Annotated in this window: 13 protein-coding genes, 1 tRNA gene and 3 pseudogenes; 12 read left to right on the plus strand and 5 right to left on the minus strand. The window is 34.8% G+C overall.

What is annotated here, in order from left to right; translation table 11 throughout:
• Positions 1-18: 18 nt before the first annotated feature.
• Both uppS and OPR39_RS00285 read left to right on the plus strand, forming a co-directional pair.
• Positions 19-714, plus strand: a complete 696-nt coding sequence (gene uppS, locus OPR39_RS00280; protein ID WP_015589050.1) for a polyprenyl diphosphate synthase — start codon at positions 19-21, stop codon at positions 712-714.
• A complete protein-coding gene (locus OPR39_RS00285) occupies positions 704-1,330 on the plus strand; it encodes a phosphatidate cytidylyltransferase (protein ID WP_015589049.1) in 627 nt (208 codons plus the stop codon). The genes uppS and OPR39_RS00285 overlap by 11 nt, the downstream gene beginning before the upstream one ends.
• 16 nt (positions 1,331-1,346) lie before the next feature.
• Here OPR39_RS00285 and OPR39_RS00290 read toward each other — a convergent pair whose 3' ends face one another.
• The gene (locus tag OPR39_RS00290; protein ID WP_006279326.1) at positions 1,347-1,538 is read right to left on the minus strand and encodes a zinc-finger domain-containing protein; all 192 of its coding nucleotides are present in this window, start codon (positions 1,536-1,538) and stop codon (positions 1,347-1,349) included.
• 68 nt (positions 1,539-1,606) lie between these two features.
• Positions 1,607-2,113, minus strand: a complete 507-nt coding sequence (coaD, locus tag OPR39_RS00295) for a pantetheine-phosphate adenylyltransferase (RefSeq protein ID WP_015589048.1) — start codon at positions 2,111-2,113, stop codon at positions 1,607-1,609.
• A 79-nt stretch (positions 2,114-2,192) separates the two neighbouring features.
• On the opposite strand from coaD, the gene OPR39_RS00300 reads away from it, so the two are divergent.
• From OPR39_RS00300 to OPR39_RS00310, 3 genes and pseudogenes are all read left to right on the plus strand, one after another.
• Positions 2,193-2,265 (plus strand) — tRNA-Phe (locus tag OPR39_RS00300).
• A gap of 217 nt (positions 2,266-2,482) precedes the next feature.
• Positions 2,483-3,346 carry a gamma-glutamyl-gamma-aminobutyrate hydrolase family protein gene (locus tag OPR39_RS00305; RefSeq protein ID WP_015589047.1) on the plus strand — a complete coding sequence of 288 codons (864 nt, stop codon included), beginning with the start codon at positions 2,483-2,485 and terminating at the stop codon, positions 3,344-3,346.
• 221 nt (positions 3,347-3,567) lie between these two features.
• A pseudogene (locus OPR39_RS00310) lies at positions 3,568-3,775 on the plus strand (IS4-like element ISWosp8 family transposase); the annotation flags it as partial.
• Between the two features lie 24 nt (positions 3,776-3,799).
• On the opposite strand, the pseudogene OPR39_RS07350 reads toward OPR39_RS00310, so the two are convergent.
• Positions 3,800-4,892 (minus strand): annotated as a pseudogene (locus tag OPR39_RS07350) (IS3 family transposase).
• A 196-nt stretch (positions 4,893-5,088) separates the two neighbouring features.
• On the opposite strand from OPR39_RS07350, the gene OPR39_RS00330 reads away from it, so the two are divergent.
• Entirely contained in the window at positions 5,089-5,232 is a 144-nt protein-coding gene (locus OPR39_RS00330; protein ID WP_153296793.1) for a hypothetical protein, read from the plus strand.
• Positions 5,233-5,259: 27 nt separating this feature from the next.
• Here the strand turns inward: OPR39_RS00330 and OPR39_RS00335 are convergent, their stop codons facing one another.
• Positions 5,260-6,432 carry an NADH-quinone oxidoreductase subunit D gene (locus OPR39_RS00335; RefSeq protein ID WP_010962676.1) on the minus strand — a complete coding sequence of 391 codons (1,173 nt, stop codon included), beginning with the start codon at positions 6,430-6,432 and terminating at the stop codon, positions 5,260-5,262.
• Between the two features lie 275 nt (positions 6,433-6,707).
• On the opposite strand from OPR39_RS00335, the gene OPR39_RS00340 reads away from it, so the two are divergent.
• From OPR39_RS00340 to folD, 5 genes are all read left to right on the plus strand, one after another.
• The gene (locus OPR39_RS00340) at positions 6,708-7,886 is read left to right on the plus strand and encodes an aspartate aminotransferase family protein (protein ID WP_015589068.1); all 1,179 of its coding nucleotides are present in this window, start codon (positions 6,708-6,710) and stop codon (positions 7,884-7,886) included.
• An 88-nt stretch (positions 7,887-7,974) separates the two neighbouring features.
• Positions 7,975-9,258: an HlyC/CorC family transporter gene (locus OPR39_RS00345; RefSeq protein WP_265038768.1), complete on the plus strand. Its 1,284-nt coding sequence runs from the start codon at positions 7,975-7,977 to the stop codon at positions 9,256-9,258.
• Positions 9,259-9,271: 13 nt separating this feature from the next.
• On the plus strand, positions 9,272-9,538 hold the full coding sequence (locus tag OPR39_RS00350; RefSeq protein ID WP_010082293.1) for a DUF2312 domain-containing protein: 267 nt from the start codon (positions 9,272-9,274) through the stop codon (positions 9,536-9,538).
• Positions 9,531-10,106: a UbiX family flavin prenyltransferase gene (locus OPR39_RS00355; RefSeq protein WP_006280027.1), complete on the plus strand. Its 576-nt coding sequence runs from the start codon at positions 9,531-9,533 to the stop codon at positions 10,104-10,106. Before OPR39_RS00350 ends, OPR39_RS00355 begins: the two co-directional genes overlap by 8 nt.
• The gene (folD, locus tag OPR39_RS00360; protein ID WP_141456891.1) at positions 10,090-10,977 is read left to right on the plus strand and encodes a bifunctional methylenetetrahydrofolate dehydrogenase/methenyltetrahydrofolate cyclohydrolase FolD; all 888 of its coding nucleotides are present in this window, start codon (positions 10,090-10,092) and stop codon (positions 10,975-10,977) included. The genes OPR39_RS00355 and folD overlap by 17 nt, the downstream gene beginning before the upstream one ends.
• Positions 10,978-11,348: 371 nt before the next feature.
• On the opposite strand, the gene OPR39_RS00365 is transcribed toward folD, so the two are convergent.
• Entirely contained in the window at positions 11,349-11,660 is a 312-nt protein-coding gene (locus tag OPR39_RS00365; protein WP_265038769.1) for an NUDIX domain-containing protein, read from the minus strand.
• A gap of 1,218 nt (positions 11,661-12,878) precedes the next feature.
• Between OPR39_RS00365 and OPR39_RS00370 the strand changes: the two are divergent.
• A pseudogene (locus tag OPR39_RS00370) lies at positions 12,879-13,968 on the plus strand (IS481-like element ISWpi2 family transposase).
• Positions 13,969-13,972: the final 4 nt, after the last annotated feature.

A 13,972-nucleotide genomic window follows, 5' to 3' on the forward strand; every position in this document is an offset into this window, starting at 1 on the left:
AAATTAGGTTAAATTTAAATGTTGAATCAAGAATCTTTACCGAAACATTTAGCAATTATTATGGATGGTAATGGTAGATGGGCGAACAATCAAGGAAAGGTAAAAATTGATGGTTATAAAAAGGGCAGTGAAGTTGCATACGATATTGCCAAGTATTGTACGGACCTAACCATACCCTACTTAACTTTGTATGCATTCTCTATGGAGAATTGGCTTAGACCCAAAAACGAAACTGACTGTCTATTTGATTTATTTTACTCCGTTTTAACTAATGAAGATAAAGTCAATTTCATTTGCAACTGTAACATTAAGTTGAATTTTATTGGCAATTTAAGTCTGTTATCCAGTAAAATATTGGATCAAATTAAAAAAGCAGAAGAAATGACACATAAGAACGATGGTTTATTACTCACTGTGGCAGTCAGTTACGGAGCAAAGCAAGAAATTACACAAGCTATAAGCAATATTATAAAAGAAAATATTGCTTATGTATCAGAAGAGGAATTTGAAAAATTTCTGTATACTAAAGATTTGCCAAAATTGGATTTATTAATTCGCACTGGCGGCGAAAAAAGGTTAAGCAACTTTTTATTATGGCAAGCAGCTTATGCTGAATTGTATTTTTGTGATACTTTATGGCCTGATTTTTCTTGTCAAGATTTGAGTAAAGCATTAGAAGATTATACAAAAAGAGAGAAAAAATATGGTAGATAATAATTTTATAATTAGAATGTTGTCCTCAATAGTAATATTATTCATATTTTCCTTTGCTACATATTTCAGTGATTTATCGTTTTACCTATTGATTTTTTCAATAGCAGTTTTATCTTCTTTTGAATGGTATAATCTAACCCAAGGAAATAAAATTTTATACGTTTTTGCATTATTATTGATTGCACTACCAAGCGCCTCATTAATATATTTATATAATCTACCACAGGGAAAATACGCATTAGTATGGTTCGTCTTAACCATTTGGGGAATTGACGTTACTGCCTACCTATTTGGTAAGAATTTTGGTGGAGCTAAAATTTGCCCAATTCTTAGCCCTGGAAAAACTTGGACAGGACTTCTTGGTGCGATTTTAGCTGGAGTAGTGTGCACAATTTTTGGATCAATATTTTTTGGTCTATTTTCAATTTTTTATTCTCCAATCATTGGCCTTGCAATTGCTATTCTAGCGCAACTTGGCGATTTCACTGAGTCGCTTGTTAAAAGAGCTTACGGTGTTAAAGATAGTGGAAATATGATACCTGGCCATGGGGGAGTGCTCGACCGTATGGACAGTTTCATTTTTACTGCCCCTCTTATTGCTATTTACATAAGCTAAGTCTGCAGAAGTGCCATTAGAGTTCATCCCTAGTCAGCTCCCCAACCGCTTCTACAGTGCAGTCATGGACAAACGTCTTTTCACAATAAGGGCAGGCTATTTCCTCTTCTTCTCCCATATCTAAATATATTAATGGATGGCCAGAACCCTCATCATTCTCATCACCATGACAACAAACTTTTCTATTATTAACCCTCACTTTTGACATGCTGCTCCTTTAGCTTATAACATTTTATATATTGAATATACCCATTCAGAAATAAAAAACAACAAGCACTATTCTCCATTTTTTATCCTATTCAGGTTAATCAATTCGTTTTGAACGCCTTTTGATACAAATTTGCTAACATCTTCTCCTAATCTTGCTATTTCCTTTACAAAACTTGATGAGATAAATTGAGTATCTTCAGAAGCAGGAAGAAATATGGTTTCGATTTCAGGAAGAAGTTTATAATTTACCCAGCTCATTTGAAACTCGTAATCAAAATCCGATACTGCTCTTAATCCCCTAATAATAACAGAAGCATTCTGCTCTTTGGCAAACTTCACTAGCAACCCATTAAAAGATATAACATCTGCATCAATTCCTAGTCCTTTGATTTCATTTTCAGCCATGCTTGTGCGTAGCTTTGTGTCAAAGGCAGTATGCTTATTAACGTTTTCTGCAACTCCTATTATTAATTTATCGACTAGTTTACACGCTCTTTTGATTATGTCAATATGCCCAAAAGTTATAGGGTCAAATGTGCCAGGGTAGATTCCTATTTTGTCATTAATGTTCATCCTTTATTTTTATAAACTACTTTAAAAACTTTTGATAGACATAATAACATTTTTTATCTAAAAATAAAAGTATACAGTTGGCCTGATAGCTCAGTTGGTAGAGCAAAGGACTGAAAATCCTTGTGTCGCTGGTTCGATTCCTGCTCAGGCCACCTTCTCTTTCTTGGCAAACTTGCCTTTTGTTATAAAATACTCTATATCGTAATATAAATATTAGGGAGGCAAGTCATAGTATATAAATATTATAATAAACTATTTAATATCTTATTAATTATAGTTCTATTATTAAGCAATATTACTTATGCTGGCGTTAGTGAAAAACCGGCATCTCAACATGTAACCAGAAAAGAAGAACCAGTGTCAACTGTCTTGACGGCAGAAAATACAGTAAATAATGACGTAGTTGTTGGTTTGTTGAAAACGGAAGAAGCACATGAACTTGGGCTATCTCAAAATATCTATGAGATGTTTAATAACTTTGGGGTTAAGACTGTACTGATTGATTATAATAAGATAATTAGCCTTAAAAAAATTCAGACAGAGTCACTTAATCTCGCAAAACAAGATGAAACATTGGCAAAGAAGCTAACATTAGACCGAATAAAAGTTGAAGTTGCAAAGTTTGTTAAAGAGCACAAAATAAATAGAATATTTATTCCGGATAATTTACACTCAGCACCCACTCCTTGTCGCCAGCTTGTTACTGAAGCAATTGTAAAAATAGTGGATGATAACCCTGTAATTCATTTGCTTGGCATATGTGAAGGCATAATGAATGCAAAGGGAATTGAAGTAGTGAGTGTTGTGAGTGATGAAGAGAAACGAAGATCTCATTTAAAATCAGCACCTAATCCACAGAAAGAGGATGTACCTCTCCAGCAGATAAAGATCGTTCCAAATAGTCGTTTAGCAGAAGTAGTAGCCAAATTCCTAATACCTAATGAAAATGGCTGGTTTTCAACATATTTTCCAGATGCTCATTCAGGAGCAGTAAGTAATACACCAGAAAATAGAAGAAAATTGGAGTCACTTGGATATAAAGTTGCAGCATTTTCCAGTGAGGGGGTAATAGAGGCTATTGAAGATAAGCATGGTAATGTTCACTTTCAAAGTCATCCAGAAGCCCTTGTTGTGAAGTCAGATAAAAACCTCTATTTATCAAATCACAAGGAACGTCAAGTGTCTACACTAGTTGCTATAGCGATTATGAATGATTTTCTTTATCGTGCTTAATGGCTATAGCTTTAGGCTTACCGACGATTTGATAAACGATAGATTTGTCATGTATCCGTTCACACAATGGCGTCAACTTAAGGAAAAATATCAGCGATAGTGTATAAAATTTCTCTCTAAATTTTTTATCATTAAATTATCCAAAGAGTGCAAGGGACAGCACTTTTGTTTCTGTTTTATTTCAACAAAGAAGTCTAAAATGTGTCCTTTTTAGGTGAAATATGCAAAAAGGAAAAAACCTTATTCTACAAATTAAAAATATAATATACTCGAAAACTTTTCAGAAAATCCATTGTGTTGAGTTTTACACGAACAAGAAAACTTCCTTTTTCGACAGTATTTTCTATGATTTTAAAGTTAGTTAAAAAAAGTTTGGGAATAGAATGTGAACTTATGGAGCCATTGACATATGACCTTACCCAGAAAAAGTGGAGAGAAAGTGTGGAATGTTTTTTACAAAAAGAATGATGCATCAAATTGTTCTGGAATGCAATAGTTAATAGTGACGTTGTTTGTTATAAAAAATTTCTATGTATTCAAATATTGCAGTTCTAGTTTGTTGAGCAGAGTGTTGTGAAGTATCAATAAGTATTTCTCTTTTCAATGAGCTAAAGAAGCTTTCTGCAACAGAATTGTCGTAACAACAGCCTTTATTACTCATCTATATTCTTTACAGCTAAGAGATATTGATACCCTTGCGCAGTATATTGTGAACCTTGGTCACTGTGCAGCAGTAGATTTTTAACAGGTTTACGCTTGTTAACGTCCATTAATAAAGAGTCCATAACCAATTGTTTATTTATTGAACTGCTCATTAACTACCATGCGTGAATATAGATCGATTATTGTTGCCAAATATAGCCATCCTTCTTTGGTTTTTATATAAGTAATCCCATACTTTATTTGGTTGATCGACAATAAAGTTTTGGTCTAATATATTGGGAGCTACTGTCCGTTTGTTGTTTCTTAATTTTAAATTTTCTTCTCAATATAGCCTGAATACCATTTTTCTGCATAATACTTTGCACTGTTTTTAAGTTGCAACTTTTACCCAAAGCCTTTAATTCAGCATGAATTTTAGGAGCTCCATATCTACATTTAGAAGCTTGATATATTTTTTGAATATCTGCTAATAACTCTTTATTTGCTGATTCTCTACTGCTTATTTTCCTTGTAGTCCACTTATAGTAGCCACTAGCAGAAAATCCTACATAATTCCTGTACTTTATAGCAGTTACTATATAAAAAAATATTTTACTCTTTTTGACTGGCCAGGGCTTTTTTTAAAATGTCTCTTTCTCTTGTTACTTTTGCTTTGTAAATCAAACCTCTCTTTGTCGTAAGGAGCCATGTTACCTCTACCTGGAAATGCATCTGCTGCCGACTTTTTTTCGTTGTGTTTCTTTATCCATTTTCCTAATAAACCACCCTTTATTCCTAAATCTCTTGCTATTTTTGTAATTGTTTGACCTGCCTTTCTTTGTTCATTTGTCAGCTTAACAGCTTCCAATTTGAATTCTGCTGTATATTCTCTTCTATTTGTCATATTTTGAAAAAACGTTTTATTTTACTCCAAAAACGTCTTAACTTTCTCTCTACTTTTTCTGGGTAAGGTCAGTTTAGCTATAGGCAGCAATTTTCTGTATTTATTTTAAATTGAAGGAAGCTCAAATGAAAGATCATGTTTTGCTAAAAATCACAGAATGCAGTCTAACAGTGAACGGTTACGCTTTTAATCGAAAATGTTGTATAGTACACAATCAATTTTTCTGGATCCAAGTAGTCAAGGCACTGCCTTTGTGTTTGAGGCAAAATCGGCTATAACACTTAACATACTGCCTTTGCAAACAAATGTTCGTACAGTTATGTGTCAGCTACTTGCATGACGCCATTGCCTGAACGGGTACCAATGATTACCTATCAATCTCACCAAAAACTATATCGAGTGAGCCAATAATTGCTGCAACGTCAGCAAGCATGTGTCCTTTTGCCATAAAGTCTAAGGCTTGTAAATGCGCAAAGCCAGGTGCTCTTATTCGGCACCTATAAGGTCTATTGGTACCATCTGAAACTATATACACTCCAAACTCACCTTTTGGTGCCTCAACAACTGCGTAAGCCTCACCTTCTGGTACGTGATATCCTTCTGAATAGAGCTTAAAATGGTGAATCAGAGCTTCCATAGATTTTTTCATCTCTGCTCTTGACGGTGGAGAAATTTTTCTATCTTCAGTTTTTATTTGCCCTTCAGGCATTTTCTCTATGCACTGCTTCACCAAACTGATAGATTGCCTAATCTCTGCCATTCTAACTAGATAACGGTCATAACAGTCGCCATTTTGGCCGATCGGTATATCAAAATCTAGTTGATCATATATCTCATATGGCTGGCTTTTTCGCAAATCCCAAGCAAGCCCAGCAGCGCGCAACATTGGGCCACTAAAGCCCCAATCAAGTGCCTGTTTAATTGATATTTCACTAATTCCTACAGTGCGTTGCTTCCATATCCTATTTTCTGTTAAAAGTTCATCAACATCGTCTATATATTTTGGAAATTGCTCTATAAACTTTGCAATATCCTCAATCAAATCTTCTGGAACATCTGCTGCAATTCCACCTGGCCTGATGTAAGCTGCGTGAAACCTTGCACCTGAAGCTCTTTCGTAAAATTCCAGTATTTTTTCTCTTTCTTCAAAGAGCCATAAAAGAGGGGTCATTGCTCCAACATCAAGTGCTTGAGAAGAAACGTTCAGTAAATGATTTAGTATTCTCGTCAGTTCACAAAACAAGACACGTAAATACTTTGCCCTAATTGGCACTTCACATTGCAACAATTTCTCCACACAAAGTGAATATGCATGCTCTTGTGACATTGGTGATACGTAATCAAGGCGATCAAAATAAGGCAAAGCTTGAAGATACGTTTTATGTTCTATTAATTTTTCAGTACCGCGGTGCAGAAGCCCAATATGGGGATCTGCCCTCTCGATCACTTCACCATCCATCTCTAAAACAAGACGCAACACTCCATGTGCAGCTGGGTGCTGAGGTCCAAAATTTAACATCATTGTCTTTAGATCGGGCATGTCCAGTAGTTTAAGATATTAAAATTGTATAGGCTAAAGTGCGCTCAAAGTCAATAAACTTCTTGCATAGGCTACAACTATCATTCAATAGAAACAAAAACTTTTACAATGGCTAATAAGTGTTGGTAAAACCAAGTCACTTTAGCTATAGAATGACAAAAAAGGTTTGCATTAGCCAAATTTTTAGTTGAAGTAGCATAAGAGGTTAAAGGAAAAGCTTTGTGTTAATGGATTCATTTCAGGTATAGTATAGATAACACCACAATACTTATAAAATGGATCATGTTGTTAATGCGTATAATAGACTTGACACTCCTATAGTTAGGGGAGAAGGGGTATATCTTTTTGATAGAGGTGGTAAAAAATATTTAGATTTTGCTGCAGGTATTTCTACAACTTCTTTAGGGCATTGTCATCCATACATTACAGATAAGCTGAAAGAGCAATTGAGCTCACTATGGCACTGCTCTAACATTTTTACTATTCCCGAGCAAGAAAGGCTTGCCGAGCGTTTAACAACTCTTACTTTTGCAGATAAAGTTTTTTTCTGCTCAAGTGGGCTTGAAGCAACAGAAGCTGCAATTAAGTTTATTCGTCGTTATTTTTACTTGAAAGGGCAAGCAAAACGTAATCGTATTATTACAATTGAAGGAGGGTTTCATGGCCGCAGTATTGCTGCAATTTCTGCTGGAGGCAGTGAAAAATCACGCGAAGGTTTTGCTCCGCTTCTTTCTGGTTTTGATAAAGTGCCAAGAAATGACATTAAAGCTTTGGAGAAAAAAATCAGCGATGAGACAGCTGCTGTGTTTTTAGAGCCCATACAAAGTGAAGGTGGAGTATATCCACTAGACGTAGAATATCTTCAAAAAGTAAGGGAAATAACAAAAGCTCAAGGAATAATTTTGTGCTTTGATGAAGTGCAGTGCGGATATGGACGCATCGGTTCTTTATTTCATTATCAAAATGTCGGCATTGAACCTGATATGCTAACCTGTGCGAAGGCTATGGGTAACGGTTTTCCTGTAGCTGCATGTTTAGTGAAAGATTATATAGCAGAAGCAATTACTCCAGGAACTCATGGATCAACCTATGGTGGCAATCCACTTGCCATGACTGTTGGTAATGCAGTGCTCGATATAATGCTAAAAGAAGGCTTTTTTGATCATGTTAAAAGAATTAGTAAATATTTAAAAGAAAAGCTGTTGCTTTTAGCTAAAGAATTTCCTGAGATGATTTTAGAAGTTCGTGGAGAAGGGTTACTAATGGGAATAGAACTAGCAACTCTTGTAGCTGATAAAATTATTAGTCGATCTCTTGATAAAGGTTTAATAATAACTAGGGTTTTAAACAACAAAGTAGTAAGGGTAACCCCACCACTTATCATTGAGGATGAGCATGTGAACGCAGCGTGTAATATGCTTTATGATTTGTTTTTTAAGATTAAAGGTATATAAAATTCGGCAATATAAATTCAGGCTTGCAAATGCCTCTCATAACATGTAAAATTAATTTTATTTTTTATCACAATAACATCGTACTTTAATGGATTGGTTATTGGTCTTAGTATCATCAGCAATTTTTGTTTTGTTAGTTTTATCGTTTTTGTTCTCAGGAGCAGAAATAGGCTTAACCTCAATTAGCCGTTCTCGAGTTAATAAGCTAAAGCTAGACGGTAACAAAAAAGCCAGGGTAATAGATCGCTTATTAAATAGGAAAGAATTGACAATAGGAACGGTATTGCTCGGCAATACAATTATTAATATTACTTGCTCTGCTTTATTTACAGCAATATTTATCAATCTTTTTGGAAATGAGGGCATTATCCTATCAACAATTATAATGACATTTTGTATTTTATTGTTCTGCGAAGTTCTACCAAAAACTTATGCTATTCAAAATCCTGAAAAATTTGCATCATTTTCTGCTTATTTTGTATTGTTTTTTGTAAAGATTTTTTCTCCATTGACACTAGGTATTCAATTTATTGTTAACCTCATCCTAAAATTATGTGGGCTGCATAAAGATAAGGAAGTGATATCTGCAGCGGATGCAATGCGTAATATGATTACTCTTCACCGCAGTGAAGGAACTATGTTGCAACAGGATTTAGATATGCTAAGCAGCATACTTGATTTGGCTGAGACAGAGATATCACAAATTATGACCCATAGAAGAAACCTATTTTCTCTTGATATAGATCGGAATAAAGAAGAGTTAATAAGAGAGATTTTAACCAGCAGTCACAGTAGAGTACCTTTATGGCAGAAGGAACCAGATAACATTGTAGGTGTAATTCACGTGAAAGCTCTAATAAATGCTTTGCGTGAAAAGAATAATAAAGCGGAAGGAGTTGACATTACCCAAGTTATGTCAAGGCCTTGGTTCATACCAGAAAGTACACCGCTCAGCGTGCAACTTCACAACTTCCGTAAGAACAGGAAACACCTTGCATTTGTTATTGATGAGTATGGAGCACTGCAGGGAATTGTAACTCTTGAGGATATACTGGAAGAAATAGTTGGAGAAATTTCGGATGAACATGATTTGATTACGGAGAATTTTATAAAGAAAATATCTGATAATATGTATCACATAGAAGGAAAATCTACTATTAGGGACATTAACAGGCAGTTATACTGGAATCTCCCTGATGAAGAAGCTACAACTCTAGCAGGTATGATTGTGAATGAAATAGAGCGCATTCCTGACGAAGGCGAGGAGTTTTCCATGTATGGTTTTCGCTTTAAGATTTTAAAAAAAGATAAAAATATTATTACTGTTGTTGAAGTGCAAGTAAAAACTGGTAATATTAGTGGCAGCAATTAATTAGTGGAGTTTCATGGAAGATACAGTAAAAATAACGGCTGAAGAGTTGAAGGGTTACATAGAGAGAATCGAAAAACTTGAACAAGAAAAGAGGGATGTGCAAGATCACATTCGTGATGTATATGCAAAAGCCGCAGATGAAGGTTGGGATATAAAAGTGATGAAACAAATTATTAGGCTGAGGAAGATGGATGATGATGACAGAGAGGAACAAGAAATATTGCTTGATACCTATAAACGTGCATTGGGAATGAGCTACGAAGAAGAGTTAAGTGAATAGCAGAATTGTAATTGGAATAAGTGGAGCATCTGGTTCTATTTACGGTGTGCGTATTTTAGAAGCGTTGAAAGACGTCGATTATGAAACTCATTTAGTGATAAGTCGTGCTGGGAAAATAACTTTAGCTCACGAGATTAAAGAAAAACTTGAAGATATTACATCACTTGCAGATTTTTACTATTCTGAAGAAAAGATTGGAGAAAAAATAGCAAGCGGCTCATTTAAAACCTCAGGGATGATTGTAGCACCATGCTCTATGAAGACAATGTCTGAAATCGCATCAGGTGTTACTTCCAATCTATTGACAAGGGCTGCAGATGTAACGCTAAAAGAAAGAAGAAAGTTAGTTCTTATGGTGCGAGAGTCACCACTGCATCTTGGGCATTTACAAAATATGTTAAAATTAACGGAGATGGGAGCAATTATTGCTCCACCAGTACCAGCTTTTTATATTAAACCAAAATCGTTGGATGATATTATTAATCATTCTGTTGGCAAAGTATTGGATTTATTTGATATCAAATTACCCGACTTTAAGGAGTGGCAAGGAAGTGACAATTATTATTGATGGTAAAAAAATAGCAAACGACCTATGTGAGAGGCTATCACAAAAAATTGATATTTTAAAGAGAGAGTATAACATTTTTCCTTGCCTGAAAGTAATTCTCGTGGGCAGCAATCCAGCAAGTCAGGTTTATGTTCGCAACAAACAGAAAAAAGCAGAATCAATAGGCATAAGTTCTGAGACCATTGTTTTGCCTGATAATATTTCAGAAGATGAATTAATTGAAAAAATCAATGAATTAAATGAAGATCCATCTGTGCATGGCATTTTAGTGCAATTGCCTTTACCAAATCATATTAGTGCAAGCAGAGTAATTAACACAGTAAGTGTTGAAAAAGATGTAGATGGCTTTCATGATGAAAACGTTGGCAAATTAGTTAAAGGTGAAAAAAACTGCCTTATACCTTGCACTCCTAAAGGTTCTTTGCATTTAATTAAGTCAATTGAAGAGAACCTTTCCGGTAAAAACGCAGTGGTAATTGGTAGGTCAAATATCGTGGGCAAGCCAATGTTTTACCTGCTATTGCAAGAAAACTGCACTGTCACCATCTTGCATTCACAAAGCAAAGATTTAGCTGAATATTGCTCTAAAGCGGATATAGTAGTTGCAGCAGTCGGAAAGCCAAATTTTGTTCAAGCAGACTGGATAAAGAAAGGTGCAATAGTGATCGATGTTGGCATAAATAGCGTTAACGTAGGAGAACAAAGTAAGCTCGTAGGTGATGTTGACTTCGGGGGAATAAAAGAAAAAGTCAAAGCTATTACCCCAGTACCCGGGGGCGTTGGCCCAATGACCATTGCATTTCTAATGATGAACACTGTTATTGCTGCTTGCTTGCAGAAGGGAGTTGATGCTTCTAATTTCATTAGTTGAGGTATGAAGAGGAAGCTGTATGAAGATAGAATGTACCACATCTCACAATTAATAAAAAATTGAGATTTTTGAAATTCCTCGGTAGTCAAATTTATTAAATATTTAGGATCATCATCTATTCTTTTTTCTCTACAAGTATAGCTAAAGTGGCTTAGGTTTACCTACAATTTGAAAAACAACAAATTCGTCATTCCGCTACGTGTTAGCGGGATCTAGAGATACCGCGGCGGTATGACGTAGGGAAACCTTTCTTGGGTTAGCTATAGTTAGTGGAATTGCAAAGTTTCTAGGCATAAAAAGCTTTGAACCTAATATATGAGCCAAACTTGATTTTCCAACCGTAGATACACCTGTAATAAAAATAATAGTCTTCATTTTATGAATTTACTTGCTATATGAACTATCGGAGAAATTTTTTTATAGTTTATAGTATCTATACTTTGCCATATACAACCATCAGAATCTTTTCCATCAGATTCTCGCTTTATTTCTCCTATGATTTCAATTTTGTATAAAACTGCTATATGTTTTAGACATTTATTTACATTGTCTTCATTATAATGATATAGGCTAGTAACTGTTTGGATTTGGTCGTATTGTTTCACTGAACAACCTGTTTCTTCTCTAATTTCTCTTACAAGTGCCTCTTCAAGCGTTTCAGCAATTTCTACCTGGTAAATCAAACAACCCTTTATAAGGACCTCGACTTTTTTTCACCAAAACTATACTTTTAGGTTTTAAAATTAAACCGTATACGCCTAAGTGAGAGTGATAAATAATATCATCTTTCATTAAATCAAAAATATTAGAGTTAATATAATAATTTAAAAAATCAATTATACAAAATAATGTATTATAAATACAATTACTCAATATAAAAATTCCACTTAACAAATTTATAAAAGTATAGCTTCTACGTCATACCGTCACGGTATCTCTTAGCATAGATCCTGCTAACAAGTAGCGGGATACTTAACCGTCATACCGCCGCGGTATCTCTTAGCCGCTAACACGTAGCGGTATGACGATTGTCGTTTAACTATAAATATTTAAGAAATTTACCAAATGAAAAAAAAGGCAAAAGAAACCCCGTAGTGCGAGTTTTGACTCTCTAATACTTTAAATTGGCGCTATAATAATGTGCTGACGCTTAGTTTAAGCGCGATTTGGCTGAATGTAGAAAAATTTTAAAAGACATGCAGCCGCTATAATGTTATGTAATCCGCCAAAAGATACCCTGAGTTTTTTACTGAATTTTGTCATTGAGCCTGCAGGTCAAAAACAAGTTTTGAGTCATAAATACCCTTAATGCCATGACGTGTATAATAATGTTACAAAAAATAATATCATAGAATTCAATAGGATAATCCCTAGAGAATTACTCATCTACAAAAAGCCAAATCGTGTTAATGCTGTTTAGATGTAAAAGATAAGCTAAATCTTTACAGGGAATTTAAAACAGTAGAATACCTTTGATTGAAAAAAAGAACCAAACTAGGCAACTTAACCGGTTTGCTATTTCAACTACTACAACTAAATCAATAAATCTTAATAGGGGGAAAACATCATGAGTGCGCCAAGAAGTGCGTAAAGTTCAGTTGGTGAAAATCCAACCCAGGCAAAGCCTAGCCAGCAACCTGGAACGAACCATTATGCTGCGTAAGGTGACGAGCGTAGTAAAGCTAGTGGAAGGTGTAAAAGACAAGATTTGATCTGACAGACAAGAATTAACTGACAGAAGAATTGAGGTAGTCAAAACTAATATCAGGCTCTTGTGTAATGCTACTAATATTTTTCTGAAAAGCAATATATTTGCTATCAAGAAAAGTGTATTAAATAAGACTTGACCTGACACTTTAAAAAAGTAAGTTAAAAATAATAAAAATAAAGGAGTGTTAGATATGAGTACAATACAGACAAAAATATTAAAACCAAAGCTAGGATTATTAGAACTAGCAAAACAACTAGGAAATGTGTCTCAAGCATGCAAAGTGATGGGATACTCAAGAGATACATTTTATCGCTTTAAGGAGTTATATGAAAATGGAGGAGAGGAAGCATTACATGAAATAAGTAAGAAAAAAACCGCTATTAGCAAACAGAGTTTCCGACGATATAGAAAGAGCAGTGATTGGTATAGCAACAGAATTTCCAGCATATGGGCAAGAAAGAGCTGCAAATGAACTGAGAAAAAGAGGTATAATAATTTCTCAGGGAGGAGTAAGGTCTGTATGGCTAAGAAATGACCTTGAAACTCTCAAAAAGAGACTTAAAGCACTAGAGACAAAAGTAGCTCAAGACGGAATCATTTTAACTGAAGAACAACTTGCAGCTTTAGAAAAAGTGAAAGAACAAAGGGAAGCTCATGGTGAAATTGAGACGCAACATCCAGGTTATTTGGGTTCTCAAGATACCTATTATGTGGGCAATATCAAAGGTATAGGGCGCATTTATCAGCAAACTTTTGTTGATACTTATTCCAGAGTTGCAATGGTTAAACTTTACACGGACAGAACAGCTATTACAGCTGCAGATCTTCTCAACGATAGAGTTATTCCATTTTTTGATGAGCAGAAAATTCCATTATTACGCATTTTAACTGATAGGGGTACGGAGTACTGTGGCAAGCCCGAAAATCACGCTTATCAGCTTTATTTGGGCATAGAAAACATCGATCATTCTAGAACTAAAGCCAACTCTCCACAGACTAATGGCATATGTAAAAGGTTTCATAGAACCATGCAAGATGAGTGTTACAATATCATCTTTAGAAAGAAAATCTACAGTTCTTTGGAAGATCTACAGATTGATGTTGATCATTGGTTGCGTTCTTATAATGAGACAAGACCTCACTCGGGTAAATATTGCTATGGCAAAACGCCTATGCAAACTTTTCTTGATAGCAAATATATTGCTTTTCAGAAAAATATTAGTAGCATTACACAAGAGCCTGATATTAGTTTTGACTACCTCAATTCTTCTGTCAGTTAATTCT

The sequence above is a fragment of the Wolbachia endosymbiont (group A) of Yponomeuta plumbellus genome, assembly GCF_947251575.1.
In the GTDB taxonomy this organism is placed as follows: Bacteria; Pseudomonadota; Alphaproteobacteria; order Rickettsiales; family Anaplasmataceae; genus Wolbachia; species Wolbachia pipientis.